At 72.0% G+C, this 26470-nt stretch carries 27 protein-coding genes; 22 read left to right on the forward strand and 5 right to left on the reverse strand.

The window, feature by feature from the left end; translation table 11 throughout:
* Positions 1-44: 44 nt before the first annotated feature.
* From AKI01S_RS03025 to AKI01S_RS03095, 15 genes are all read left to right on the forward strand, one after another.
* A complete protein-coding gene (locus AKI01S_RS03025; RefSeq protein ID WP_083998805.1) occupies positions 45-1469 on the forward strand; it encodes an amino acid permease in 1425 nt (474 codons plus the stop codon).
* An 85-nt stretch (positions 1470-1554) separates the two neighbouring features.
* Positions 1555-2796 (forward strand): arginine deiminase, encoded by a 1242-nt coding sequence (locus tag AKI01S_RS03030; RefSeq protein WP_067812024.1) that lies wholly within the window; start codon positions 1555-1557, stop codon positions 2794-2796.
* A gap of 52 nt (positions 2797-2848) precedes the next feature.
* Complete coding sequence (gene argF, locus AKI01S_RS03035; protein WP_067812026.1) at positions 2849-3850, forward strand: ornithine carbamoyltransferase; 1002 nt, start codon at positions 2849-2851, stop codon at positions 3848-3850.
* A 38-nt stretch (positions 3851-3888) separates the two neighbouring features.
* Positions 3889-4824, forward strand: coding sequence for a carbamate kinase (gene arcC, locus AKI01S_RS03040; protein WP_067812028.1), 936 nt, complete (start codon positions 3889-3891; stop codon positions 4822-4824).
* Positions 4825-5028: 204 nt separating this feature from the next.
* Positions 5029-6459: an amino acid permease gene (locus AKI01S_RS03045; RefSeq protein ID WP_245681454.1), complete on the forward strand. Its 1431-nt coding sequence runs from the start codon at positions 5029-5031 to the stop codon at positions 6457-6459.
* Positions 6456-7364 carry a universal stress protein gene (locus AKI01S_RS03050; protein WP_067812032.1) on the forward strand — a complete coding sequence of 303 codons (909 nt, stop codon included), beginning with the start codon at positions 6456-6458 and terminating at the stop codon, positions 7362-7364. Before AKI01S_RS03045 ends, AKI01S_RS03050 begins: the two co-directional genes overlap by 4 nt.
* Positions 7348-8793 (forward strand): amino acid permease, encoded by a 1446-nt coding sequence (locus AKI01S_RS03055; protein WP_067812035.1) that lies wholly within the window; start codon positions 7348-7350, stop codon positions 8791-8793. Before AKI01S_RS03050 ends, AKI01S_RS03055 begins: the two co-directional genes overlap by 17 nt.
* A gap of 131 nt (positions 8794-8924) precedes the next feature.
* The gene (locus tag AKI01S_RS03060; protein ID WP_067812183.1) at positions 8925-9650 is read left to right on the forward strand and encodes a helix-turn-helix transcriptional regulator; all 726 of its coding nucleotides are present in this window, start codon (positions 8925-8927) and stop codon (positions 9648-9650) included.
* Positions 9647-11059: a Fe-S cluster assembly protein SufB gene (gene sufB / locus AKI01S_RS03065; protein ID WP_067812036.1), complete on the forward strand. Its 1413-nt coding sequence runs from the start codon at positions 9647-9649 to the stop codon at positions 11057-11059. Before AKI01S_RS03060 ends, sufB begins: the two co-directional genes overlap by 4 nt.
* Entirely contained in the window at positions 11059-12183 is a 1125-nt protein-coding gene (gene sufD / locus AKI01S_RS03070; protein ID WP_067812037.1) for a Fe-S cluster assembly protein SufD, read from the forward strand. Before sufB ends, sufD begins: the two co-directional genes overlap by 1 nt.
* A complete protein-coding gene (locus tag AKI01S_RS03075; protein WP_067812038.1) occupies positions 12180-12500 on the forward strand; it encodes a non-heme iron oxygenase ferredoxin subunit in 321 nt (106 codons plus the stop codon). The genes sufD and AKI01S_RS03075 overlap by 4 nt, the downstream gene beginning before the upstream one ends.
* 33 nt (positions 12501-12533) lie before the next feature.
* A complete protein-coding gene (gene sufC / locus AKI01S_RS03080) occupies positions 12534-13292 on the forward strand; it encodes a Fe-S cluster assembly ATPase SufC (protein ID WP_067812039.1) in 759 nt (252 codons plus the stop codon).
* 3 nt (positions 13293-13295) lie between these two features.
* Complete coding sequence (locus tag AKI01S_RS03085) at positions 13296-14558, forward strand: cysteine desulfurase (protein ID WP_067812042.1); 1263 nt, start codon at positions 13296-13298, stop codon at positions 14556-14558.
* Positions 14559-14617: 59 nt separating this feature from the next.
* Positions 14618-15076: a Fe-S cluster assembly sulfur transfer protein SufU gene (gene sufU, locus AKI01S_RS03090; RefSeq protein WP_067812044.1), complete on the forward strand. Its 459-nt coding sequence runs from the start codon at positions 14618-14620 to the stop codon at positions 15074-15076.
* Positions 15073-15507: a metal-sulfur cluster assembly factor gene (locus AKI01S_RS03095; RefSeq protein ID WP_067812046.1), complete on the forward strand. Its 435-nt coding sequence runs from the start codon at positions 15073-15075 to the stop codon at positions 15505-15507. The genes sufU and AKI01S_RS03095 overlap by 4 nt, the downstream gene beginning before the upstream one ends.
* Positions 15508-15674: 167 nt before the next feature.
* Here the strand turns inward: AKI01S_RS03095 and AKI01S_RS03100 are convergent, their stop codons facing one another.
* Positions 15675-16373: a Crp/Fnr family transcriptional regulator gene (locus AKI01S_RS03100; protein WP_067812048.1), complete on the reverse strand. Its 699-nt coding sequence runs from the start codon at positions 16371-16373 to the stop codon at positions 15675-15677.
* 86 nt (positions 16374-16459) lie between these two features.
* On the opposite strand from AKI01S_RS03100, the gene AKI01S_RS03105 reads away from it, so the two are divergent.
* The gene (locus tag AKI01S_RS03105; RefSeq protein WP_067812051.1) at positions 16460-17233 is read left to right on the forward strand and encodes a class I SAM-dependent methyltransferase; all 774 of its coding nucleotides are present in this window, start codon (positions 16460-16462) and stop codon (positions 17231-17233) included.
* Here AKI01S_RS03105 and AKI01S_RS03110 read toward each other — a convergent pair.
* A complete protein-coding gene (locus AKI01S_RS03110; RefSeq protein ID WP_245681455.1) occupies positions 17202-17813 on the reverse strand; it encodes a hypothetical protein in 612 nt (203 codons plus the stop codon). The genes AKI01S_RS03105 and AKI01S_RS03110 overlap by 32 nt on opposite strands.
* A gap of 126 nt (positions 17814-17939) precedes the next feature.
* Between AKI01S_RS03110 and AKI01S_RS03115 the strand changes: the two genes are divergently transcribed.
* Positions 17940-19160: a sensor histidine kinase gene (locus AKI01S_RS03115; RefSeq protein WP_245681456.1), complete on the forward strand. Its 1221-nt coding sequence runs from the start codon at positions 17940-17942 to the stop codon at positions 19158-19160.
* Positions 19157-19837, forward strand: a complete 681-nt coding sequence (locus tag AKI01S_RS03120; RefSeq protein ID WP_067812052.1) for a response regulator — start codon at positions 19157-19159, stop codon at positions 19835-19837. Before AKI01S_RS03115 ends, AKI01S_RS03120 begins: the two co-directional genes overlap by 4 nt.
* 16 nt (positions 19838-19853) lie before the next feature.
* Here AKI01S_RS03120 and AKI01S_RS03125 read toward each other — a convergent pair whose 3' ends face one another.
* Both AKI01S_RS03125 and AKI01S_RS03130 read right to left on the reverse strand, forming a co-directional pair.
* Positions 19854-21002 (reverse strand): EAL domain-containing protein, encoded by a 1149-nt coding sequence (locus AKI01S_RS03125; RefSeq protein ID WP_245681457.1) that lies wholly within the window; start codon positions 21000-21002, stop codon positions 19854-19856.
* Positions 21003-21107: 105 nt separating this feature from the next.
* Positions 21108-21500, reverse strand: coding sequence for an ABC transporter permease (locus AKI01S_RS03130; RefSeq protein ID WP_067812054.1), 393 nt, complete (start codon positions 21498-21500; stop codon positions 21108-21110).
* Positions 21501-21586: 86 nt separating this feature from the next.
* Between AKI01S_RS03130 and AKI01S_RS03135 the strand changes: the two genes are divergently transcribed.
* Genes AKI01S_RS03135 through AKI01S_RS03145 form a run of 3 tightly spaced genes read left to right on the forward strand, consistent with a single transcriptional unit; the run spans position 21587 to position 23630 of the window.
* Positions 21587-22225 (forward strand): AIM24 family protein, encoded by a 639-nt coding sequence (locus AKI01S_RS03135; RefSeq protein WP_245681458.1) that lies wholly within the window; start codon positions 21587-21589, stop codon positions 22223-22225.
* The gene (locus tag AKI01S_RS03140) at positions 22225-22875 is read left to right on the forward strand and encodes an AIM24 family protein (RefSeq protein WP_067812058.1); all 651 of its coding nucleotides are present in this window, start codon (positions 22225-22227) and stop codon (positions 22873-22875) included. Before AKI01S_RS03135 ends, AKI01S_RS03140 begins: the two co-directional genes overlap by 1 nt.
* Positions 22876-22877: 2 nt before the next feature.
* Entirely contained in the window at positions 22878-23630 is a 753-nt protein-coding gene (locus AKI01S_RS03145; RefSeq protein WP_067812060.1) for an AIM24 family protein, read from the forward strand.
* A gap of 57 nt (positions 23631-23687) precedes the next feature.
* On the opposite strand, the gene AKI01S_RS03150 is transcribed toward AKI01S_RS03145, so the two are convergent.
* Positions 23688-24458 carry a VOC family protein gene (locus tag AKI01S_RS03150; protein ID WP_067812064.1) on the reverse strand — a complete coding sequence of 257 codons (771 nt, stop codon included), beginning with the start codon at positions 24456-24458 and terminating at the stop codon, positions 23688-23690.
* Positions 24459-24791: 333 nt separating this feature from the next.
* Between AKI01S_RS03150 and AKI01S_RS03155 the strand changes: the two genes are divergently transcribed.
* The gene (locus tag AKI01S_RS03155; protein WP_067812066.1) at positions 24792-26390 is read left to right on the forward strand and encodes an ABC-F family ATP-binding cassette domain-containing protein; all 1599 of its coding nucleotides are present in this window, start codon (positions 24792-24794) and stop codon (positions 26388-26390) included.
* Positions 26391-26470 lie beyond the last annotated feature (80 nt).

A 26470-nucleotide genomic window follows, 5' to 3' on the forward strand; every position in this document is an offset into this window, starting at 1 on the left:
TCGGCGATGCTTCACGGGCTTCACACTCGGTCGGGGGGACGAGAATGGGAAGGCCTCACACGGTGCCCCGGCACGCCAAGGGCCGGACGCGGACGGGCGATCCGCGTCCCCGGGCCGACACCGACCTGGGCGCCGCGGGGAAACTGGGGCTCCCCCAGTCCACCGCCCTGGTGGTGGGCAACATCGTGGGCACCGGCATCTTCCTGCTGCCGGCCTCGCTCGCGGCGATCGGCACCATCAGCTTCCCGGTGATGGTCGGCACCACCCTCGGCGCCATCGCGCTGGCGCTGGTCTTCGGGAAACTGGGCGCGCGCATTCCGACGTCCGGCGGCCCCTACGCCTACGCCCGCAACGCGTTCGGCGAATTCATGGGTTTCTGGAGCGCCTGGTCGTTCTGGCTGACCGCCTGGGGCGGCAACGCGGGAATCGCGGTCGCCTGGGTCGGCTACGTCAACCATTTCCTGCACTGGGACAGCACCGCCGGGAAAACGGCCATCGGCCTGGTCGGCGTCTGGATTCCCGTGCTGATCAACCTCACCGGCGTGCGGAACATCGGGCTGTTCCAGACCGTCACCACCGTGCTGAAGTTCGTGCCGCTCATCTTCGTCGCCATCGTCGGCCTGTTCTTCGTCCGGTCCGAGAACTTCGGCCCGTTCAACGCCACCGGCGGCTCGGCCTGGAGCGCCGTCGCCCTCGCCCTCGGCCTCATCCTGTTCATCTACTCCGGCATGGAGTCGGTGACGATCGTCGCCGAGCGCGTCAAGGACCCCGCGAAGAACGTCGGCCGGGCCAGCGTCTCCGGCGTGCTCGCCTGCGGGATCCTGTACATCCTCGCCACCGTGGCGGTCTTCGGCACGGTGCCGCACGGCGAGCTGGCCAGGTCCACCGCCCCGTTCGCCGACTCGCTGAACAACATGTTCGGCGGGACCTGGACCGGCCACGCCATGGCCGTCTGCGCGATCATCTCCGGCATCGGCGCCCTCAACGGCTGGACCATGCTCGTCGCCGAGATGCCGATGGCCGCCGCCCGCGACGGCCTGTTCCCCGCCGCCTTCGCCCGCCTGTCCCGGCGGGGGGCGCCGGTCACCGGGATCCTGGTCGGCGCGGTGCTGACCACGCTGATGCTGGTGTTCGCCTACCTGTCGGAGAACACCTTCAACACGATCCTGCTGTTCGCGTCCTTCACCACCGCGATCCCGTACTTCTTCTCCGCCGCCGCCCAGCTGTTCTGGCTGGTCACCGGGGGCCGCACGGTCAGCCGGGCGCGGATGGCCAAGGACCTGACGGTGGCGGTCGTCGCCCTGGTCTTCTCCTTCGCCATCGTCTACGCCTCCGGCGAGCAGGCCGTCATGCTCGGCATCCTCGCGATGCTGGTCGGCGTCCCGGTCTTCATCTGGGCCAAGGCCAGGCGCGGCGAGTACGGCAGCCGCGACCGGCAGCCCGCCCTGCCCGCCGGACCCGGCGGCTGAGACGCCCGCGCCGCCCGGCCGCCGCCCCGCCCACCGCCGCCCCGCCCACCGCCGCACCACCCACTGCCCTACGAGGAGGTAGGCCATGTCCTTCCATGTCGACTCCGAGGTCGGCCGACTGCGCCAGGTCCTGCTGCACAGGCCGGAGCTGTCCCTGAAGCGGCTCACCCCGTCCAACGCCGCCGACCTGCTGTTCGACGACGTGCTGTGGGTGCAGCGGGCCGGGGAGGAGCACGAGGAGTTCCAGCGGGTCCTGCGCGACCGCGGCGTGCGGGTCCACCTGCTGCTGGACCTGCTGCGCGAGACCATCGAGATCCCCGAGGCCAAGAAGCACATCCTCGACCACGCGGTCGACCCCAAGTGGTTCGGCCCGCTGGCCACCGACGCGATCCGCAACGCCTTCGACGCCATGCAGCGCGAGGAGCTGGGGTCGTTCCTGATCGGCGGCATCACCAAGCGCGAGCTGCTGGAGCGCATGGAGGAGCCCAAGTCGATCGCCTTCCACTCCCTCGGCCTCGACGACTTCGTCCTGCCGCCGCTGCCCAACCACCTGTTCACCCGGGACACCTCCTGCTGGATCTACGACGGGGTGTCGGTCAACGCCATGCGCAAGAAGGCCCGCATGCGCGAGACCGTGAACTACGAGGCCGTCTACCGGTGGCACCCGCTGTTCGCCGACGGCTACGACGCCCCCGACTCCGGCGGCTTCAACGTCTGGAACCAGGGCACCGCCATGGCCCCCGCCACCATCGAGGGCGGCGACGTGCTCGTCATCGGCAAGGGCGCGGTGCTGGTCGGCATGAGCGAGCGCACCCAGCCCCAGGCGGTGGAGATGCTGGCCAAGTCGCTGTTCGCGCAGGGCTCGGCCCGGCGGATCGTGGCGCTGCGGATGCCGCAGAAGCGCGCGTTCATGCACCTGGACACCGTGATGACCATGGTCGACCACGGCACGTTCACCAAGTACGCCGGCATGGGCATGCTCCCGTCGTTCACCGTCGAGCCCGGCGACAACGAGAAGGAGCTGAAGCTCACCGACCACGCCCCCGAGGACATGCACCGGGCGATCGCGGCGGCCCTGGACCTGGACGACATCAGGGTCCTCACCGCCACCCAGGACGTGTTCGCCGCCGAGCGCGAGCAGTGGGACGACGGCTCCAACGTGCTGGCCGTCGAGCCCGGCGTCGTCATCGCCTACGAGCGCAACACCACCACCAACAACCACCTGCGCGCCAACGGCGTCGAGGTGCTGACCATCCGGGGCAGCGAGCTCGGCCGCGGCCGCGGCGGGCCCCGCTGCATGAGCTGCCCGCTGGAGCGGGACGCCTGACCGGCCGCCCCGGACCGGCGCCCGCGACGACTTCCAAGGAGACGAGACGACCATGGCGTTCAACCTGCGCGGCCGCAGCTTCCTCAAGGAGCTGGACTTCACCCCCAGGGAGTTCCGCTTCCTGATCGACCTGGCCGCGGACCTGAAGCGCGCCAAGTACACCGGCACCGAGCGGCAGCACCTGCGGGGCAGGAACATCGCCCTGATCTTCGAGAAGACCTCCACCCGCACCCGCTGCGCGTTCGAGGTCGCCGCCCACGACCAGGGCGCCCACGTCACCTACCTCGACCCCGGCGGCTCGCAGATCGGCCACAAGGAGTCGATGAAGGACACCGCGCGCGTGCTGGGCCGCATGTTCGACGGCATCGAGTACCGGGGCTCCGAGCAGCGGCTGGTGGAGGAGCTGGCCGAGCACGCGGGCGTGCCGGTCTGGAACGGCCTGACCGACGAGTGGCACCCCACCCAGATGCTCGCCGACGCGCTCACCATGCGCGAGCACCGCGACCGCCCGTTCAACCAGATCACGTTCGCCTACCTCGGCGACGCCCGCAACAACATGGGCCACTCCTACGTGGCGATGGGCGCGCTGCTCGGCATGAACGTGCGGATCGTGGCGCCGAGATCGCTGTGGCCCGACGCGGACATGGTCGTCAAGCCCGCCCGGGAGGTCGCCCACCGGACCGGCGCGACCATCACCATCACCGAGGACGTCACCGAGGGCGTCCAGGGGGCCGACTTCGTGCTCACCGACGTGTGGGTCTCCATGGGGGAGCCCAAGGAGGTCTGGGACGAGCGCATCCGCCTGCTGCGGCCCTACCAGGTCAACGCCGACGTCATGAAGGCCACCGGCAACCCGGACGCGAAGTTCATGCACTGCCTGCCGGCGTTCCACGACCGCCACACCGCCGTCGGCGAGGACATCTACCAGAAGACCGGCATGGAGGCCCTGGAGGTCACCGACGAGGTCTTCGAGTCCGACGCCTCGATCGTCTTCGACGAGGCCGAGAACCGCGTGCACACCATCAAGGCCGTCATGGTCGCCACGCTCGGCTGAGCGCGCGCACGGCGACACGAACCGGGGGGACGAGACACATGCGCGTCGTAGTGGCGCTCGGCGGCAACGCGCTGATGCGGCGCGGCGAACGGCCCGACGCCCTCACCCAGCGGACCAACGTGGCGACGGCCGTCAAGTCGCTGGCGCCGCTGGCCGAACGGCACGAACTGATCATCACGCACGGCAACGGCCCGCAGGTCGGGGTGCTGGCCCTGGAGAGCGTCAACGACCCCAACCTGTCCCGGCCCTACCCGCTGGACACCATCGGCGCCGAGACCCAGGGCATGATCGGGTACTGGATGCTCCAGGCCCTGCAGAACGCCCTGCCCGGCCGCCAGGTCATGGCGATGATCAACCAGACGCTGGTGTCGGCGGTGGACCCGGCCTTCGACGAGCCGACCAAGTTCGTCGGCCAGGTCTACACCCGGGAGGAGGCCGAGAAGTACGCCCGGGAGTACGGCTGGACCGTCAAGCCCGACGGCGACCACTGGCGGCGGGTGGTGCCCTCGCCCGCGCCGCAGCGGGTCATCGAGACCCGGCTGATCCGCACGCTGGTCCGCAACGGCACCGTCGTGGTCTGCGCGGGCGGCGGCGGCGTCCCCGTCGTCCGCAACGACCGGGGGCAGCTGGAGGGCGTCGAGGCGGTGATCGACAAGGACCTGACCGCGTCGATGCTGGCCGAGACCCTGGAGGCGGACGCCTTCCTCATCCTCACCGACGTGCCGCGCGTGATGCGGCACTTCGGCACCCCGCAGCAGGAGGAGATCTTCCACACCACGCCCTGGGAGCTGCGCTCGGAGGACTTCCCGGCCGGGTCGATGGGCCCCAAGGTCGAGGCGGTGGCCGGGTTCGTGGAGCGCACCGGCGACATGGCCGCGATCGGGCGGCTGGACCAGTGCCACCGGATCCTGGAGGGCGAGGCCGGCACGATCGTCACCCCGAACGCGACCTGGCCGCTGGCCAGCACTCTGTGATCTTCCTCCGAATCCTCACTGACCTGCGTCATCGGGACGGAAGCGGGTAGGCGGTGCTGGGAAACTGGGAACGCCGACCGGCGCGCGGACCCGCAGGGCCTCCGCCCGCCGGTCGCCGCCGTCTCCGGCGGAGCCCAGGGACCCGCCACAACCGAACCCACCAACGGAAACGGGGTAACAGCCGTGCAGGCAGGCTCGTCATCGGTGTCACTGCTGCAAAGCCTGACCCGGAGGAAACCGGCCGAGCGGATCGCCGCCGAGGGCGGTCACGGCGAGGGCGGCGAGCTGAAGCGGACGATGGGCCTGCTCCAGCTCACGCTGTTCAGCGTCGGCGCCACCCTGGGCACCGGCATCTTCTTCGTGCTGGGCGAGGCGGTCCCGGTGGCGGGGCCGGCGGCCGTGCTGGGCTTCGTGCTGGCCGCGGTCACCGCCCTGTTCTCAGCGCTGTCCTACGCCGAGCTGGCCGGGACCATCCCGGTGTCGGGCTCGTCCTACTCCTACGCCTACGCCACCATGGGCGAGCTGGTCGCCTGGGTCTGCGGCTGGTGCCTGCTGCTGGAGTACGCGGTGTCGGTGTCGGCGGTCGCCTCCAGCTGGGGCGGCTACCTCAACAGCTTCCTGGAGTCGGCGTTCGGCTCCCGGCTGCCCGCCGCGATCAGCGCCTCGCCGGGCAGCGAGGGCGGCATGGTCAACCTGCCCGCCGTCCTGATCGTCTTCCTGGTCACCCTGCTGCTGCTGCGCGGCGCGTCCGAGTCGGCCACCGCCAACACGATCATGGTGTTCCTGAAGGTCGCGGTGCTGGCGTTCTTCTGCGTGATCGCCTTCACCGCGTTCCGCACCGGCAACTTCGCCGACTTCGCGCCGATGGGCGCGGCCGGGATCGCCGCCGCCGGATCGAAGGTGTTCTTCTCCTACATCGGCTTCGACGCCGCCTCCACCGCCGGGGAGGAGGCCAAGAACCCCAAGCGGGACCTGCCGCTGGCGATCCTGCTGTCGCTGGCCATCGTCACCGCCGTCTACGTCGTCGTCGGCCTGGCGGCGGTCGGCGCGCTGGCCTGGCGGGAGTTCGACTCCGAGACCTCCCTGGCCGACGTGCTGAACGCCGCCACCGGCGGCACCACCTGGCCCGCGCTGGTCCTGTCGTTCGGCGTGGTGATCTCCATGGGCACCGTGGTGCTGACGGTGCTGTATGGGCAGACCCGCATCCTGTTCGCCATGTCCCGCGACGGCCTGGTGCCCCGGGTGTTCCAGAGGGTCAGCCGCGGCTCGGTCCCGGTCGCCAACACCGTCATCGTGTCGACGTTCGTGGCGCTGCTGGCGGCCGTCGTCCCGCTGGGCCAGCTCGCCGAGGCCACCAGCATCGGCACCCTGTTCGCGTTCGCGCTGGTCAACGTCGGCGTCATCGTGCTGCGCCGCACCAGCCCCGACCTCGAACGCAGCTTCCGCGTCCCGCTGTTCCCGCTCACCCCGGTCCTCGGCGTGCTGTTCTGCATCGGCCTCATGGTGGGCCTGGACGGCATCACCTGGGTCGTCTTCCTCATCTGGACGGCGTTCGGGCTCGCCGTCTACTTCGCCTACGGCCGCCGCCACTCCGTGCTGGGGCGGACCGCGTCCACCGCCAAGGAGGTGTCATGAGCGACCTGCGCGTCCTCGTCGGCTACTCGCCCGACGACCGCGGCGACGACGCCCTCGCGCTGGCGAGCCTCGTCGCGCGCGCCGCGAAGGTGCCGCTGACCGTCGCCAACGTCCACCCGCCCGCCTGGCCCTCGCGCGGCCCCGGCGCCGTGGACACCGAGTGGGTGGCCTACCTGCGCGAGCAGTCCGCCGCCGCGCTCCGGCAGGCGGAGGAGCGGATCGCCGGGCTGAAGGTCCCCGGGAAGGACGTCGAGTTCCGGATGCACGCCCACCGGGGCAGCGGGCGCGGCCTGATCGACGTGGCGAGGCAGGTCGAGGCCGACCTGATCGTCATCGGCTCCGCGCCGCGCGGACGCCGCGACCGCATCGCCATCGGCAGCACCGCCGACCAGCTGCTGCACGGCTCGCCGGTGCCGGTCATGCTCGCCCCGCGCGGCTACGCCGACAGCGCGCCCGGCGCGTTCGAACGGCTCACCGTCGCCTACTGGCGCCGCCGCGACGTCGAGGCGCCGCTCCAGGTGGCGGCCCGCATCGCCACCTCGCTGGGGCTACCGGTGCGGCTGGTCACCCTGGTGCTGCGCCCGCCGGGCCTGCCCGCCCGCTTCCTCGGCGCCGACGACGTCGTGCAGCGCCAGTACGAGCAGGCCGAGAAGGATCTGGCGCACGCCGCCGGGCTGCTCGCCCCGCACATGGAGGTGACCACCGAGGCCGTGCAGGGCGCCGGGATCGCCAAGACCCTCGGCACCGTCGACATGCGGCCCGGCGAGGTGCTGGCGCTGATGTCCAGCCACCAGGGCCCGCTGCGCAAGGTGTTCCTGGGCGAGAGCTCCGGCAAGATCCTGCGCGCCGCGCCCTGCCCCGTCGTGGTGCTGCCACGCGGAAGCGTCCGTGGCCGCACCCGCTGACACCGGACCCGCCGGCGGAGACCGGCCCGGGGCCCGCGCCGCGCGGCGCGGAGGGCTCGGGCCGCTCGCCGCCACCGCCCTGGTGATGGGCAACGTCATCGGGGTCGGCGTCTTCCAGCTGCCCGCCGCCGTCGCCGGGTACGGCACCGTCGGCATCCTGGCGTTCGCCGTGGTCAGCGTGTGCTCGCTGCTGCTGGCGGTGGTGTTCGGGTGGCTCGGTCAGCGGATGCCGCACACCGGCGGCCCCTACGTCTACGCGCGCGAGGCGTTCGGCGAGCTCGCCGGGTTCCTCACCGCCTGGTCGTACTGGATCACCGCGTGGGCCAGCAACGCCGCCCTGGTCGTGGCCTGGGCGGGCTATGTGAACGTGCTGGTCCCGCTGCGCGGCACCGGCCCCGCCCTGGCCGTCACCGTCGGCGCGCTGTGGCTGGCGGTCGTGTGCAACCTGGCCGGGGCGCGCGGCGCGGGCGCGGTCGCCGTCGTCACCACCGTCCTGAAGTTCGTGCCGCTGGTGCTGGTCGCCGTCGTCGGGCTGTTCTTCGTCCGGGCCGACAACTTCGGGCCGTTCACGACCGGGCAGGGCGGCTCGGCGGTCGGCGCGCTGACCGCGGCGGGCGCGGTGCTGATGTTCAGCTTCCTCGGCGTGGAGTCGGCCGCCGTCGCCGCCGGGGAGGTCGAGAACCCGCGCCGCACCATCATGCGCGCCACCGTCGCGGGCACCCTGGCCGCCGCGCTGGTCTACCTGCTCGGCACCGTCGCGGTGTTCGGGCTGGTGCCGCACGAGCGGCTGGTGCACTCCACCGCGCCCTACGCCGACGCCGTCCGCGCCATCTTCGGCGGGGGGATCCCCGGCGGGGGAGAGGCCGCCGGGATGCTGATGGCGGCCGCCGCCGTGGTCTCCGGCGCGGGCACCCTGGTCGGCTGGACCCTGATCAGCGCGCAGATGCCCTACGCCGCCGCGCGCGACGGGCTGTTCCCGGCGGTGTTCGCCCGCCGCAACGGCCGCGGCGTGCCGTGGATCGGGGTGGTGGCCTCCGGGGCCCTGGCCTCGCTGATCACGCTCGCCAACTACACCGGCGGGCTGCGGGCCGCGTTCACCGCGCTGGCGCTGCTGACCACGTTCACCGCCGCGATCCCGTACGTGTTCTCGGCCGCGGCGCAACTGCTGTGGCTGCTGACCGACCGGGAGCCGCGGGGGACGCCGGTGGCGCCCGCCCGGCTCGGCCGCGATCTGGCCGTCACGCTGGTCGCGGTGGCGTTCACGTTCTGGCTGGTCGCCGGGGCCGGATACGCGGCGGTGTACCAGGGGGTGCTGCTGTTGCTGGCGGGAATTCCGGTGTATGTGTGGATGCGCTGGCACGGTGCCCGGAATGGGATGGGAAACGGCGCCGTTGACGCTTCGGGGGAGACGAAACCGCAGGTTAGGTAAGGCTTACCTGCGTGAGGTACGACATCGTCATTCGGTTGGTGGCCGGGAAGGAATTACGGCACACTGATGTTGTGAAAAACGTGAGCGAGAATCCGACGCGTGCCACCGCCGCCCCCGCGCGGCCGGTCGGCCTGCCGTCGGTCGCCGGCCAGGGCGAGCGGGACACCCGCGCGCGCGTGGCCCGGCTCATTCTCGAACACGGTCCGATCACCGCCTCCGCGCTGGGCGACCGCGTCGGGCTGACCCCCGCCGCGATCCGCCGCCACCTGGACGCCCTGCTCGCCGAGGGCATGATCGAGGTGCGACGGGCCCGGCCGCAGGCCCAGCGGGGCCGAGGCCGTCCGGCCAAGTGGTTCGCCATCACCGACGCCGGGCGCAGCGCCTTCGTGCACGCCTACGACGACCTGGCGACCAGCGCCCTGCGCTTCCTGGCCGAGACGGCAGGGGAGCAGGCGGTCGCCGAGTTCGCCCGGCGCCAGATCGCCGACCTCGAACGCCGCTACCATCCGGTCGTCCAGGCGGCCCCGCCCCACCAGCGGGTCCGTACCCTGGCCGAGGCCCTGTCCGGCGACGGCTACGCGGCCGCCGCCGCCAAGGCCCCCCAGCCGGGCGGCGGCGAACAGCTGTGCCAGCACCACTGCCCGGTCGCGCACGTGGCCGCGGAGTTCCCGCAGCTGTGCGAGGCCGAGACCGAGGCGTTCAGCCGGCTGCTGGGACTCCCCGTCCAGCGGCTGGCCACGATCGCGCACGGCGACGGCATCTGCACCACCCACGTCAGCTCGCGTTCCCTGTGCGAGGGGCACGCGGCCGACGGTCAGAACACTGATGACGAGGAGTCCGGGAGGACCTCCCTATGACTACTGCAGCCCACCCTGAGCTGGAAGGGCTCGACAGGTACAAGTTCGGCTGGGCCGACCCCGACACCGCGGGTGCCTCGGCCAAGCGCGGCCTGAACGAGGATGTCGTCCGCGACATCTCGGCCAAGAAGAACGAGCCTGAGTGGATGCTCGACCTGCGCCTCAAGGGGCTGCGGCTGTTCGACAAGAAGCCCATGCCCGCCTGGGGCTCGGACCTGTCGGACATCGACTTCGAGAACATCAAGTACTTCGTGCGCTCCACGGAGAAGCAGGCGGCGTCCTGGGAGGAACTCCCCGAGGACATCAAGAACACCTACGACAAGCTCGGCATCCCCGAGGCCGAGAAGCAGCGCCTGGTCGCCGGTGTCGCCGCCCAGTACGAGTCCGAGGTCGTCTACCACAAGATCCGTGAGGACCTCGAGGAGAAGGGCGTCATCTTCGTCGACACCGACACCGGCCTGCGCGACTACCCGGAGATCTTCCAGGAGTACTTCGGCACGGTGATCCCGGTCGGCGACAACAAGTTCGCCGCGCTGAACACCGCGGTGTGGTCGGGCGGCTCGTTCATCTACGTCCCGCCGGGCGTCCACGTGGAGATCCCGCTCCAGGCCTACTTCCGGATCAACACCGAGAACATGGGCCAGTTCGAGCGGACCCTGATCATCGCCGACGAGGGCTCGTACGTGCACTACGTCGAGGGCTGTACCGCGCCGATCTACAAGTCGGACTCGCTGCACTCGGCCGTGGTCGAGATCGTCGTGAAGAAGGACGCCCGCGTCCGCTACACGACCATCCAGAACTGGTCGAACAACGTCTACAACCTGGTGACCAAGCGCGCCGTCGCCTACGAGGGCGCGACCATGGAGTGGGTCGACGGCAACATCGGCTCCAAGGTCACCATGAAGTACCCGGCGGTGTACCTGCTGGGCGAGCACGCCAAGGGCGAGACGCTGTCGATCGCGTTCGCGGGCGAGGGCCAGCACCAGGACGCCGGCGCCAAGATGGTGCACGCGGCGCCCAACACCTCCTCGACCATCGTGTCCAAGTCGGTGGCGCGCGGCGGCGGCCGCACCTCCTACCGGGGTCTGATCCAGATCCAGGAGGGCGCGGCGGGCTCCAAGTCCACCGTCAAGTGCGACGCCCTGCTGGTCGACCAGATCAGCCGGTCCGACACCTACCCCTACGTCGACGTCCGCGAGGACGACGTGGAGATGGGCCACGAGGCGACCGTCTCCAAGGTGTCGGAGGACCAGCTGTTCTACCTGATGAGCCGCGGCCTCAACGAGGACGAGGCCATGGCGATGATCGTCCGCGGCTTCGTCGAGCCGATCGCTCGCGAGCTGCCCATGGAATACGCCCTTGAGCTGAACCGGCTCATCGAGCTGCAGATGGAAGGAGCCGTCGGCTGATGGGGCTGGAGACCAAGCCTCTTTCGACGCTGCACGAGAAGGCGTCGTACGAGGTGGCCGACTTCGAGGTGCCCACCGGCCGCGAGGAGGAGTGGCGGTTCACCCCGCTGCGCCGGCTGCGCGGCCTGCACAACGGCACCGCAGAGGCCAACGGCAAGATCCTCGTCGAGGTCGACGCGCCGGGCGAGGTGACCGTCGAGACGGTCGGCCGGGACGACGAGCGCCTCGGCCGGGCCTACGTGCCCGCCGACCGCGTCAGCGCGCAGGCGTGGAGCGCGTTCACCGAGGCCGTCGTGGTGACGGTGCCGAAGGAGACCGAGGTCGCGGCCCCGGTCGTGATCCGCCGCCGCGGCGAGTCCGTCGAGGGCGCCTCCTACGGCCACACCACGATCGTGGTGGAGCGGCACGCCCGCGCCACCGTCGTGCTGAGCCACCGCGGCTCGGCGACCTACGCCGACAACGTCGAGTTCGTCGTCGGCGACGGCGCCTCCCTGTCGGTGATCAGCCTCCAGGACTGGGCCGACGACGCGGTGCACGTGTCCCACCAGCACGCGAGGCTGGGCCGCGACGCGCGCTTCGTGTCGCACAACATCAGCCTGGGCGGCGACCTGGTGCGCATCTCCCCGTCGGTGGCCTACACCGCGCCCGGCGGCGACGCCGAGCTGTACGGCGTGTACTTCGCCGACGGCGGCCAGCACCTGGAGCACCGCCTGCTGGTGGACCACACCGGTCCCCACTGCCGCAGCCGGGTCGACTACCGGGGCGCGCTGCAGGACCAGGACGCCCACGCGGTCTGGATCGGCGACGTGATCATCCGCGCCGAGGCCGAGGGCACCGACACCTACGAGCTGAACCGCAACCTCGTCCTCACCGACGGCACGCGGGTCGACTCGGTGCCGAACCTGGAGATCCTGACCGGTGAGGTCGCCGGCGCCGGCCACGCCTCGGCGTCCGGCCGCCTGGACGACGACCACCTGTTCTACCTGCAGGCCCGCGGCATCCCCGCCGACGAGGCCAAGCGCATGGTGGTGCGCGGGTTCCTCGGCCAGCTCATCGAGCGCATCGAGGTCGAGGACGTGCGCGTCAAGGTCGAAGAGGCGATCGAGGCGGAGCTGGCCCGATGAGCGAGTTCGTGAAGGTGTGCCCGCTGGCCGAGATCCCCGCCGAGGGGGCGCTGGCCGTGGAGGTCGACGACACCCCCGTCGCGCTGGTGCGCACCGGCGACGACGTGTTCGCGGTCAACGACATCTGCTCGCACGCCGAGGTCTCGCTGTCCGAGGGCGAGATCTACAACGGCACCATCGAGTGCTGGCTGCACGGGTCCTGCTTCGACCTGCGCACGGGCAAGCCCACCAACCCGCCGGCGACGCAGCCGGTCGCCACCTACCGGGTGAAGGTCGAGGACGGCGACGTCTACGTCTCGCTCGGCTCCGAAGACTGACACCCGAGAGACATACGAGAGAGCGCTACAGATATGGCCACGCTTGAGATCCGCGACCTCCACGTCTCCGTCGGCGACGGCGAAGAGACCAAGGAGATCCTGCGCGGGGTCGACCTGACCGTGAAGGCGGGCGAGACCCACGCGATCATGGGGCCGAACGGCTCCGGCAAGTCCACCCTCGCCTACGCCATCGCCGGGCACCCGAAGTACACCATCACCTCGGGCTCGGTCACCCTGGACGGCGAGGACGTCCTGGAGATGAGCGTCGACGAGCGCGCCCGCGCCGGCCTGTTCCTGGCGATGCAGTACCCCGTCGAGGTCCCGGGCGTGTCGGTGTCGAACTTCCTGCGCTCGGCCGTGACCGCCGTGCGCGGCGAGGCCCCGAAGCTGCGCGAGTTCTCCAAGGAGATGAAGGCCGCGATGGACGCGCTGTCCATCGACCCGGCGTTCGCCCAGCGCTCCCTGAACGAGGGCTTCTCCGGCGGTGAGAAGAAGCGCCACGAGATCCTCCAGCTGGAGATGCTCAAGCCGAAGATCGCGGTGCTGGACGAGACCGACTCCGGCCTGGACGTGGACGCGCTGAAGGTCGTCTCCGAGGGCGTCAACCGGTTCTCGGGCACCGGCGACACCGGCGTCCTGCTGATCACGCACTACACCCGCATCCTGCGCTACGTGAAGCCGGACTTCGTGCACGTGTTCGCCGGCGGCCGCGTGGTGGCCCAGGGCGGCCCCGAGCTGGCCGAGGAGCTGGAGAACGAGGGCTACGAGAAGTACGTGAAGGCGGGCGTGTAGCCGATGACCTTGCTGCCCGAGGAGATCAAGAAGGACTTCCCCCTCCTTCAGCGGACCGTCCGTGGCGGCCGCCCGCTGATCTACCTCGACTCCGGCGCCACCTCGCAGAAGCCGCGGGCGGTGCTGGACGCCGAGCGGGAGTTCTACGAACGGCACAACGCTGCCGTGCACCGCGGGGCGCACCTGCTGGCCGAGGAGGCCACCGACGCGTTCGAGGGCGCCCGCACGAGGATCGCCACGTTCGTCGGGGCGGTCCCCGGCGAGATCGTGTTCACCAAGAACGCGACCGAGGGCATCAACCTGGTGGCGTACGCGATGAGCAACGCCGCCACCGCGGGCCCCGAGGCCGAGCGCTTCAGGGTCGGTCCCGGCGACGAGATCGTCGTGACCGAGATGGAGCACCACGCCAACCTGGTGCCCTGGCAGCAGCTGTGCCAGCGCACCGGCGCGACGCTGCGCTGGTTCGGCCTCACCGACGACGGCCGCCTCGACCTCGACGGCCTGGACGAGCTGGTCAACGAGCGCACCAGGCTGGTGGCGCTCACCCACCAGTCCAACGTGCTGGGCACCGTCCCGCCGGTCGAGCTGATCGCCCGGCGGGCCCGCGAGGTCGGCGCGCTGGTGATCGTGGACGCCGCGCAGTCGGTGCCGCACATGCCGGTCGACGTGACCGCGCTCGGCGTGGACTTCCTGGTCTTCTCGGGGCACAAGATGCTCGGCCCGACCGGCGTCGGCGTGCTGTGGGGCCGCCGCGAGCTGCTGGAGGCGATGCCGCCGTTCATCACCGGCGGCTCGATGATCGAGGTCGTGCGGATGGAGGGCTCCACCTTCATGCCGCCGCCGCAGCGGTTCGAGGCGGGCTCCCCGAACGTCGCCCAGGTCGTCGGGCTCGGCGCGGCCGTGGACTACCTGTCGGAGATCGGCATGGACCGTGTCCACGACCACGAGCTGGACCTGACCGGGTACGCGCTGGAGCGGCTGTCGGACATCGCGGGTGTACGGATCATCGGTCCGGGCACCACCGAGGCGCGGGGCGGGGCGGTGTCGTTCACCGTCGACGACATCCACCCGCACGACGTCGGGCAGGTCCTGGACGAGCTGGGCGTGGAGGTCCGGGTCGGCCACCACTGCGCGTGGCCGATCTGCCGCCGGTACTCCATCCCGGCGACCACCCGCGCCAGCTTCTACGTGCACAACACCCTGGCCGACATCGACGCCCTCGCCGACGGCGTCCGCCAGGCCCAGAAGTTCTTCGGCACCGCCTGAGGAACAGCCCGGGCGGCCCCCCGGTTGTAGTTCGGGGGACCGCGTGAGAAAGGAAGTCCATGCAGCTCGAGGCGATGTACCAGGAGGTCATCCTGGATCATTACCGCAACCCCCTGAACAAGGGGCTGCGGGAGCCGTTCGAGGGCGAGGCGCACCACGTCAACCCGACGTGCGGCGACGAGGTGACGCTGCGCGTGCACCTGGAGGGCGAGGGGCGGGACGCCACCGTCGCCGACGTCTCGTACGACGCCATGGGCTGCTCGATCAGCCAGGCCAGCGCCTCGGTGATGTCCGACCTGGTCATCGGCAAGTCCGTCAAGGAGGCGATGGAGGTCGGCGACGAGTTCCTGGCGCTGATGCAGTCACGCGGCCAGGACGTCGAGCCGAACGAGGACGTCCTGGAGGACGCCGTCGCCTTCGCCGGGGTCTCCAAGTACCCCGCCCGGATCAAGTGCGCCCTGCTCGCCTGGATGGCGTGGAAGGACGCGACCGCCCGCGCTCTCGGAGAGGCATCATGACCGACACCACCGCCACCGACGCCGCGAAGGCGGAGGAGCAGACCGAGCAGGTCGAGCAGCAGTCCCCGGCGGCCGACACGGCCGTCACGGCCGACGCGGCCGCCACCCCGGGCCTGGAGGACGACGCCACGCCCGAGGAGGAGGTCCTGGAGGCGCTCAAGGACGTCGTCGACCCCGAGCTCGGCATCAACGTCGTCGATCTCGGCCTGGTCTACGGCGTCGACATCAGCGACGGCGTGGCGACCCTGGACATGACCCTGACCAGCGCCGCCTGCCCGCTCACCGACGTGATCGAGGACCAGGCGCACAGCGCGCTGGAGGGCCTGGTGCAGGACGTCAAGATCAACTGGGTCTGGCTGCCGCCGTGGGGCCCCGACAAGATCACCGACGAGGGCCGCGACCAGCTGCGCGCCCTCGGCTTCAACGTCTGATCCGGCACTCGCCCGACGCCGCACGAGGCCGCGCCCCGCCCGGGGCGCGGCCTCGTCGCGTTCCCCCGGCACCGGAAGGCGGCCGGGCGCCCGGCGCGTTAGGCTGGGGGAGTCGGGCGGCCGAGAGGGGAAGCTCGGCCGCCCGGCCCACGACGGCCCCGTCCGGGTCAGTCGAGGTCGGACGCGGCGTAGGTGCGCAGGCCCGCCACGTCCAGCACGGTGATGCGCCGCCAGCCGGTGTGGATCAGGCCGCGCCTGCGCAGCACCGCCAGCGAACGCGCGACGGTCTCCCGCGAGGTGTCGGTCCAGCTGCCCAGCTCCTCCTGCGACAGCGGGGGACCGATCTCGATCGCGCCGTTGGGGCCGGGCGGGCGGTGGTAGGCCGACAGCTCGGCCAGGTCGGCCAGCAGCGCCGCCAGCCGTTGGCCGCCGCTCGCGCTCACGTGCGCTTGGAGGCGGTGGTCGGCGTCCCCGAGACGCCGGATGAAGGTGTCGCTGACCCGCTGCCAAGCCGCCGGGTACCGCTCCAGGAAGGCCGCGAACCGCTCGGCGGTCAGCACCAGCGCCAGGACCGGGCCGAGCGCGGTGATCGTCGCCGACCGGCGGCGCCCGCTCAGCAGCGCCGACTCGGCCACCAGATCGCCGGGGCCGCGCACGGCGAGCACGACGTCGTGCCCGTCGGAGGCCGCCGAGGACACCTTCGCCCACCCGGCCATGATGATCATCACATGGTCGGAGGAGTCGCCCTCGTGGACCAGCACGGAACGGCTCGGAAAGCTCTGGTCCCGGCCGCGCTCGCGCAGCGCGGCCCGTTCCGGCGGCCCGAGCGTGCCCCAGAACGTGGGACGAGGGGAAGACGAGGGCATTTGCCGGAAACGTAACGTTTATCGACCATGAGCGGAAGACGTTCCTGTCGCCCGGGTCCGGGCCGCCGCGTGGTTACCGTGGCGGGGTGGAGAACGTCTTTCCGGACCGTGGTGAGGAGATCGTCGCGCGGCGGGCCGGGTCGTTCGGCGGACGGGCGGCGCAGTACGCCGAGGAGCGTCCCGACTACCCGGCGGCGGCCGTGCGCTGGTGCCTGGAGGCGGCCCCCGGCCGCCGTGTCCTCGACCTCGGGGCCGGGACCGGCAAGCTCACCGGGGTCCTGCTGCGCGGCGGGACGCCCGCCGGGCTGGTCACCGCCGTCGAACCGGACCCGGCGATGCTGGCCGAGCTGCGCCGCCGCCTCCCGGACGTCCCCGCCGTGCCCGGCGCCGCGGAGGAGATCCCCCTTCCGGACGGGGCGGTGGACGCGGTCCTGGTCGGGCAGGCGATGCACTGGTTCGATCCGGACCGCGCCCTTCCCGAGATCCACCGGGTGCTCGCCCCGGGCGGGGTGCTCGCCGGGCTGTGGAACCTGGACGACGACCGCGTGCCGTGGGTCGCCGGGATGGAGGAGGTCGCCCGCAGCGGCGTCTCGTTCGAGCGGTGGCGGCCCAGGGGCCTGCCGCCGACCCGCTGGTTCCCGGAGGTGGAGCGGGCCGAGTTCCCCCACGTCCAGCGCCGCACGGCCGCCTCGATGACCGCGACCGTCGGCACCCACTCCCACGTCCTGGTCCTGGCGGAGGCCGAACGCGCCGCCCTGCTCGGCCGGGTCCGCGCCTACCTGGAGTCCCGCCCCGAGACCCGCGACGGGGAGTTCGACCTGCCGATCGTCACCGTCGCGACGCGGGCGGTCCGGGGGTAGGGGCCTGCTCGTCCCCCTTGGACCGGGACGGCCAGAACGTCCAGGAGACCGGCCAGATCGCCCAGATCGCCAGCACCACCGTCAGGCGGACCGCCCAGCCCATCAGCTCCCGGGTGCGCTCCGGGTCGCCCACCATCACGATCATGGCGAGCAGGACGCCGCAGCCGATCGCCCACGCGATCGTCGCCTTGCCGAACTCCACCCACTCGTAGCGGATCCGGGCCCTGCCGTACTTCGGCTTGGGCGTGGGCGGCGGGCCGCCCGCGTAGCGGTGTGCGAACCTGGCGTCGGCCCACCTGACCCAGGAGTGGCCGAACGCCACCGAGTACCCCAGGTAGGCCGCCGACAGGCCGTGGGTGAAGTTCGCCGTCGCGCCGCCGCGCAGGTCGAGGACCGTCGCGGTCAGCAGTACCACGTCCACCAGCGGCACGCACAGCAGCAGGAACCCGCCCAGCCGGGGCCGCCGCAGCAGGTAGCGGACCGCCAGCCCGGCGAACAGGATGACCCAGAAGCCGATCTCACAGGCGGCGATGACGCCGAGCAGCACGGTGTTCTCCCTCGTCTTGACCGTCGGTTCCATGGTCGGACGCGGGCCCGGCCGGGACATCGTCCCCGGCGTGGAGATCGGGGGTCCTTCGAACGATGTACGCCTCCCCCCTTCACCCGGCGGAGGCGTGGCGCGTTCGGAGGATGCTGAGATGGGACCGTGCGCATCACCATCCGCCGAGAGGCCCTCGGCCGCCTCACCACCGGCAAGGACGCCCTGTGGACGGCCGGAGCCTGCGTGGGCGGCGTGCTGCTGCTGATCGCGTCCGGCTACGTCACCTGGGACCGGGACCACGCGCCGCCCCTGCCGGTCCGGCTGGTCCCGCTGGTCGGGCTGTGCGTCGGCATGCTGCTGCGGCGCACCGCCCCGACGACCGGGTTGGGGATCTCCAGCGTCGCCAACCTGCTGGATCTGTACATCGGCCCCAGCCTCGGCAGCGCGATCATCTACAGCGACGCCCTGTACGCGGCCACCGTCTACGGCCCGCGCCGGGCGCACCGGGGCCTGCTGGCGGGCACCCTGGCGGGCGTGGTCCTGACGGCGGCGACCTGCTGGACCCTCATCGGCGACTACAAGGTGGCCGTCATCGTCGGCGCGGTCGCGGGCACCACCTGGGTCGCGCCGGTGCTCACCGGCCTGATCGTGGTGGAGCACCGGGACCGGGCGCGGGCCGAGCGGCTGCGCGCCCAGCAGGTGGCGCGGCTGGCCGAGCTGGACCGGCGCGGCGCCGTCAACGCCGAACGCGCGCGCATGGCCCGCGAGCTGCACGACGTCATCGCCAACCACCTCAGCGCCGTGGCCCTGCACTCCTCGGCGGTGCTGAAGCTGCCCGACATGGACCGCGCGAGCGTCACCCGCGCCATGGAGGTGATCCGGGAGAACAGCGTCCAGGGGCTCGCCGAGATGCGCCGCATGATCACCCTGCTGCGGGAGGGCGACGGGGCCGACGCCGACGCCCCCTCCGCGCCCCGCCTGTCGGGGCTGGAACGGCTGGTCGCGCACACCGCGCGGTCGGACCTGTCGGCCCGCCTGGAGGTGGCGGGGACGCCCCCGGACCTGCCCGCCGCCGTGGAGCTGGCGGCCTACCGCATCGTCCAGGAGTCGCTGACCAACGCGCTCAAGCATGCCGGGCCCGGCCGCGTCCGGGTGCTGCTGGAGTATCGTCCCGACCGGGTCGCGCTCTCGGTGGACAGCCCGCTCGGGCGGGACGGGGCCCGGCTGCCCGGCTCGGGCGCCGGGCTGATCGGGATGCGGGAACGGGCGTCGGTGCTGGGCGGGACGTTCACGGCGGGGCCCGACGGCGACCACTGGCGGGTGCGCGCGGAGCTGCCGGTGGAGCCGGTGCCGGCTCCGGCGGAGAGGGAGACGGAGAGCGCATGATCAAGGTGCTGGTGGCCGACGACCAGGCCGCGGTCCGGGCCGGGCTGGTCCTGATCCTCAACGCCGCCCCCGACGTCCAGGTGGTGGCCGAGGCCGCCGACGGCGAGGAGGCCGTCGCGCTGACCCGGCACCTGCGGCCCGACGTGGTGCTGATGGACATCCGCATGCCGAACCTGGACGGGATCTCCGCGACCCGGGAGCTGGCGGGCGTCGCCGACGTGCTGGTGCTGACCACCTTCGACGTGGACGAGTACGTGTTCGGGGCGCTGCGCGCCGGGGCGGCGGGGTTCCTGCTCAAGGACGTCGAGGCCGACCGCCTGGTCGAGGCGGTCCGCACCGTCGCGGCCGGGGACGGGGTGATCGCCCCGCAGGTGACCCGCCGCCTGATCGGCGAGTTCGCGGGCCGTCCCGCCACCGCGCCCACCGCCCCGCCCGGCCTGGCGGAGCTGACCCCGCGCGAGCGCGAGGTGTTCGCCTGCCTGGGGGAGGGCCTGTCCAACGGGCAGATCGCGCGCCGCCTCGACATGGCCGAGACCACCACCAAGACGCATGTCAGCCGGATCCTGGCCAAGCTGGGGCTGCGCAGCCGCGTCCAGGCGGCCATCCTCGCGCAGGAGGTGGCCGCAGGCGGCCGTTCCGGGGCGTTCCCGACCTCGGAATCGCCGGGCGGACGTTGATCGCCTCACGGCCCTCTCAGCGGGTCAGGCCCCGGATCAGGTCGGCGACCCGGACGATCCCCGCGCACCGGCCCACCTCGTCGGTCACCACCAGGTCGTCGTAGACCCGGTCGCCCTCCCCGCCCGTGGCGCCGCCGGCCGAGCTGCCCGCCGCCCGCAGCGCCGCGATCGCCGGGACGGTGTGCGGCACCGTCCGGGGCGGGTCGGCCAGCCGCGCGGCGGGCTTGTGTGCGTGCAGGGCGTGCCCGTAGGCCCCCGACAGCCGCAGCAGGAACCGGCTCCGGTCCACGGTCGCGACCGGCCGCCGCCGCTCGTCCACCAGCACCACGCCGCTCACGCCCTCCTCGGCGGTCAGCACCGCCAGGACCTCCTCGGCGGTGGCGTCGTCGGGCATCGTGACCGCCGGGAGCGTGAACTCCGACACCCGCGGCCCGAGCGTCGTCTCCGGCCGCGGCCCGCGCGGCGCCTCCCGCGCCGCCACCGGGACGGTCACCGGCATCCCCGGCCGCCACTCCGGCGGCGCCAGCGCCGTGCCCTGCACCAGCCGCACCCCCAGGTCGCGGGCGCGCAGCACGTGCTCCTCGGCGGTCAGGCCGGGCGCCAGCAGGTGCGCGCCGATCCGGCCGGCCAGCTCCGCCACCGCCGTCACCAGCGCCGCCCGGCGCGGGTCCGACCCCGCCCGCCGCGCCAGCTCCCCGTCCAGCCGCACCAGGTAGGGGACCACGTCCACCAGCAGGTCCAGCGGGGCGTGCACCGCGCCGACCCCGTCCAGCGCCACCAGGTAGCCGGCGCGCCGCAGCCCGTGCAGCGCCGCCGTCACCGGGAGCCGCAGCGCCGGCGGGAACCCGCCGCCCGCCGACAGGATCACCTCGTGCGGCCGGCGGCCCGTCGCGGTCAGCCCCTGGTGGAGCTCGGCCAGCACCGGATCGCCCTGCGCCAGGGTCTCGGCGCGCACCCCGATCTGCACCGGCAGCCGGGTGCCGAGGTCGGCGGCCGCGTGCGCGGCGTCCACCGCCGCCCGCACGTCCCGCGCGACCGGGTCGGCGGGGAGGGGGTCCAGCGGAACGGCGTGCGCCTCGACGGCCACGACCGCGCCGGTGCCGAGATCGACGACCGGCCGGAAGGCCGCCCGCGCCGGAACCAGGGCATCTACGGCTGCTGACACAGCCGCATCATGCGCCAAAAATCCGGCACGAAGGCCGTCGTCAGGTGGAATTCACACGGTGTTCCCCGGAACGGGGACCGTTTCGACAGCGTCCGGTCATGATCGTCACAGACCGCTGTCACCGAACAGCGCGGTGACCCCGTACACCACGCCCGCCAGCGCCGCGGGCCACGCGTACGGCAGGATCTCCCCGCCCCGCAGCGCCTCCACCACCACCGCGCCGACCAGCGCGACCGTCACCAGGTCCCCGGTCACCGCCGCGGCCCGCAGCTGGGCGCGCGAGCGGTGCCCGCCGTAGGCCCCGCCGGACGACCTGCCCGACTCGTTGCGTCGGGTGCTCAGCAGCAGCGCGTACCCCGCCAGCACCCCGCCCGCGATCAGCCCGGTCGTCATCCGGTCGTCGACCGCCAGCACGGCGGCCACGGCGACGCCGGTGACCAGGATGAGCCCGGGCACGATCCAACGGCTGGCACTGCGGCGTTCGGACGCGATCCACATGGTCGACATCCTCTCCGACGGACGGGGGAGGCGGACAGCGCGGCGCGCCGGACCGCCGTCATGATCGACGGGTATGTTTCTGGACCGTGGCGCAATTTCGATTGAACGGCTCCAAGATGCTGGCCGTCGATCTGGCCGGCGAGACGATCAGGGCGCTGAACGGCTCCATGGTCGCCTACGAGGGCCAGATGACTTTCAAACGGCAGGGGATGACCGGTGGCGAGGGCCTGCGCGGCGCGCTCAAACGCCGCATCGCGGGCGAGGGCATCACGCTGATGGAGATCAGCGGCCAGGGCACCGTCTACCTGGCTAGTGAGGCCACCGAGGTCACCCTGGTGCCCCTGAACGGCGACACCCTGTTCGCCGAGTCCGAGAGCCTGCTGGCCCTGGACGGGCAGCTGCAGACCGGCGTGCAGTTCGTCGGCCTGCGCGGCATGGGCACCGGCCAGGGACTGGCCACCACCAAGGTCCAGGGCCACGGCACCGCCGCGATCCTGTCGCACGGGCCGGCCATCGCCCTGGAGGTCACCCCCCAGACGCCGCTGTGCGTCGACCCGCACGCCTACGTCGGCCACCTGGGACAGCTCCAGCAGGACGTGGTCACCGACGTGAACTGGCGGACCGTGCTCGGCCAGGGGTCGGGCGAGAGCGTGCAGTTCCGGTACCAGGGCCACGGGATCGTCTACGTGCAGCCCGCCGAACGCACCGGAATCCTGGAGATCTGATGCCCGGTTACCAGTCGATCAACTCGAAGATGCTCCAGGTCCCGATCGCACCGGGCCAGGAGGTCTACAGCAAGCGCGGCGCGATGCTCGCCTACACCGGCCGGGTGAACTTCGCGCCCACCACCACGGCCGGGCAGGGCGTCACCGGCACGATCGGCCGCGCGATGGCGGGCGAGCACACCGTGATGATGCACGTCACCGGGCACGGCACGGCGATGTTCGGGCACGCCGGGCTGCACGTGCAGGTCGTCGACCTGCACGGCGACACCCTCTACGTCGAGGCCGACCGGCTCCTGGTGCACGACGCCTCGCTGAAGGTCGGCACCATGTTCATGGGCGAGCAGGGCGGCATCGGCGGCATCGTGCGCGGCGCCGTCAGCGGGCAGGGGCTGTTCACCACCACCCTCACCGGCAACGGCTCGTGCGCGCTGCTGTCGCACGGCGGCGTCATGGAGCTGCCCATCACCCCGCAGCGGCCCGTCCACGTGGACCCGCAGGCCTACGTCGCCCACCGCGGCCAGGTGCAGAACAAGCTCACCACGGCGGTGGGCCTGCGGGACCTGGTCGGGCGCGGCTCGGGCGAGGCGTTCCAGCTCCAGCTGAGCGGCCAGGGCGTCGTCTACGTGCAGGCCAGTGAGAGGAAGATCTGACCGTGAGCACCCCGACGTTCAACGCGACGACGCTGCCGTCCAACGACAACGTCAACCCCTACGCCTTCAGCGTGGACCTCGACGGCCAGTGGTTCGCCCAGAAGGGCAAGATGATCGCCTACTACGGGCGCATCCACTTCGAGAACCTGTCGGCGGGCCCGCTGGACCAGCTGGTGCGCGCCCACTTCCACTCCCCGCTGTACGCCCACGACTGGATCGTCGCCCAGGGGCAGGGCAAGCTCGTGCTGGCCGACCGAGGCTTCGACGTCAACTCCTTCGACCTCGACAACGGCAACCTGACGATCCGCGCGGGCAACCTGCTGGCGTTCGAGCCGGGCCTGGAGCTCAAGCAGTCGATCATCCCGGGGTTCCTCACCCTGATCGGCACCGGCCGGTTCGTGGCCGCCTCCAACGGCCCGGTCCACTTCGTCGAGCCGCCGATCCGCGTCGACCCGCAGGCGCTGCTGGGCTGGGCCGACTGCCCGTCGCCGTGCCACCACTACGACCACTCCTACATGCGCGGCGTGCTCGGCATGGCGCGCGGCCTGTTCGGGATCGGCGGGACCTCCGGCGAGGAGCACCAGTTCGACTTCACCGGCCAGGGCACCGTGCTGATGCAGTCCTCGGAGGTCGTCACCAACGAGGACACGCTGCTGCGCGACCTGGAGGGCCAGATCGGCATGCTCGGCGTCGGCGGCCTCCAGCGCCTCAACCAGACGATCTCCCAGCGCCTGGCGGCCGAACGCCAGGAGTGACGGCCGGGAGGCGACCGGCCCCCGGCCGCCTCCCGGACATCCGGGCCGGCTTCCGGATCAGCCCTCGGGGTCCGGGGCCGGGGTCATGACGCGGAACTCCGTCCCGAACGGGTCGCGGACCGTCGCCCACCGGCCCCACGGGGTGTCCAGCGGCTCGCTCACCTGCGACCCGCCGCCGTCCCGGACCGCGCGCAGCGCCGCGTCCACGTCGTCGACCGCGAAGTAGGTGACCCACGTCGACCGGACCGCCCGCGGGTCGTCCTGGATGCCCCCGATGTAGCGCCCGTCGGGCCGCCTGAGCACCACGAAGCCCGGCGCCTCGGCCACCGGCTCCGCCTGGAGATCGAAGACCGCCCGGTAGAACTCCCGGGCCTGCTCCCCCCGGGGGGTGTGCAGCTCGTTCCACAGCAGCGAGCCGTGCTCGTTGACGATCACCGAGCCGATGTGCGCCCGGCCCTGCCACAGCCCGAACTGCGCCCCGGTCGAGTCCTTCACGATCGCCATGCGGCCCTGCTCCAGCACGTCGTCGGCGGGCGCCACCACGGTGCCGCCCGCGTCGGTGACGCGCTTGAGCGTCCCGTCGCAGTCGTCGGTGGCGAAGTGCATCTGCCACCAGTAGTCGGCGTCCGGCTCGTCGTTGCGTATCATCCCGGCGACCTGCTGGCCGTCCTTCAGACACAGCTGGTAGTGGCCGCCCTCGGGGCCCACGTCGTGGAACTCCCAGCCGAACAGCCCCCCGTAGAACCGCCGGGCCCGCTCGATGTCGGGGATCCCGAGGTCCAGCCATGTGGGGGTGCCCTCCGGCGCGTTGCTCGTGTTCCGGACCATCGCGCACACTCCTTTGTCGCGCTCGCGTCGTGTCTGCGTGTCTTGTCCGTGTGTCCTACCTGCGTTTTCGCCGGTTCCATCCTCTCGCGGACACCCTCCGTTCGCACTTTTGTTCGAGTAAATTCGATGTGGCCGGACCCGGCCGAGCCCCGGCCCGCGTCACGTACACTGATCAGATGATTTCGCTCCTGTGCTGACAGAGCTTCGAGCGCGTCGCGGCCATGGGCCCGTGGCGCGCTGTTTTGTGCCCGCCGCGCCGCCGACCCCCGGTGGCCGCGCCGCCAGCGGGCCGCCTGTCCGCCGCCGAGCCGTCCGTCAGGGAGCTCCGTCACCGTGATCATTGCCAACGACATCGAGCTGCGCGCCGGATCCCGGCTGCTGATCGAAGGCGCCACCTTCCGGGTCAACCCCGGCGACCGGGTCGGCTTCGTCGGCCGCAACGGGGCCGGCAAGACCACCCTCACCAAGGTCCTGGCCGGGGAGGCCCAGCCCGCGCAGGGCGGCGTCACCCGCTCGGGCACCATCGGCTACCTGCCACAGGACCCGCGCGGGGTGGACCTGGAGGAGCTGGCGCGCGACCGCATCCTGTCGGCGCGCGGCCTGGACGAGGTGATGCGCAAGCTGCGCGCGGCCGAGGAACGGATGGCCACCGCCACCGGGACCGAACGCGACAAGGCCGTGCGCAAGTACGGCCGCCTGGAGGAGCGGCTGCACATCCTCGGCGGCTACGCCGCCGAGGCCGAGGCCGCCTCGATCGCCTCCAGCCTCGGCCTGCCCGACCGGGTGCTGGGCCAGCCGCTGGGCACGCTGTCGGGCGGCCAGCGGCGCCGCGTCGAGCTGGCGCGGATCCTGTTCTCCGACGCCGACACGCTGCTGCTGGACGAGCCCACCAACCACCTGGACGCCGACTCGGTCGTGTGGCTGCGCGACTACCTGAAGTCGCACCAGGGCGGCCTGGTCGTGATCAGCCACGACGTGGAGCTGCTGGACGCCGTCGTCAACCGGGTGTTCCACCTGGACGCCAACCGCTCGGTGATCGACATCTACAACGTCGGCTGGAAGAAGTACCTGGAGCAGCGCGAGACCGACGAGCGCCGCCGCAAGCGCGAGTCCGCCAACGCCCAGCGGCAGGCGTCGGCGCTGCTGAGCCAGGCCGACAAGATGCGCGCCAAGGCCACCAAGGCCAAGGCCGCCCAGCAGATGGACCGCCGCGCCCGCCAGCTGCTGGCCGGGGTCGAGGGGGAGCGGCAGTCCGACAAGGTGGCCAAGATCCGGTTCCCGGATCCGGCGCCGTGCGGCAAAACCCCCCTCACCGCGACGGGTTTGTCGAAATCGTACGGATCCTTGGAGATCTTCACCGACGTCGACCTGGCCATCGACCGGGGCAGCCGGGTCGTCATCCTCGGCCTGAACGGCGCCGGGAAGACCACCCTGCTGCGCATCCTGGCGGGCGTCGACAAGCCCGACACCGGCGGCGTGGTCGCCGGGCACGGGCTGCGCATCGGCTACTACGCCCAGGAGCACGAGACCCTCGACACCGAGCGCTCGGTGCTGGAGAACATGCAGTCGGCCGCGCCGGACCTGGCGCCGGTGGAGGTCCGCAAGATCCTGGGGTCGTTCCTGTTCTCCGGCGACGACGTCGACAAGCCCGCCGGGGTGCTGTCGGGCGGCGAGAAGACCCGGCTCGCCCTGGCGACGCTGGTGGTCTCCAGCGCCAACGTCCTGCTGCTGGACGAGCCCACCAACAACCTCGACCCGGCCAGCCGCGCGGAGATCCTCGCGGCGCTGCGCACCTTCACCGGAGCGATCGTCATGGTGACGCACGACGAGGGCGCGGTGGAGGCGCTCCGACCGGAAAGAGTGATTTTGCTGCCCGATGGTGTGGAAGACATCTGGAGTGACGAGTTTTCCGATCTGGTGGCCCTGGCGTGACCTGCAGATCGGCTTCGGCAGATCTTTTCTGGCCGAGTGGGTAGCCGAACGCGCGGGAATGACTGATCATGGCGGGGGAT

It is taken from the genome of Actinomadura kijaniata NBRC 14229 (assembly GCF_001552175.1).
Lineage (GTDB): Bacteria > Actinomycetota > Actinomycetes > Streptosporangiales > Streptosporangiaceae > Spirillospora > Spirillospora kijaniata.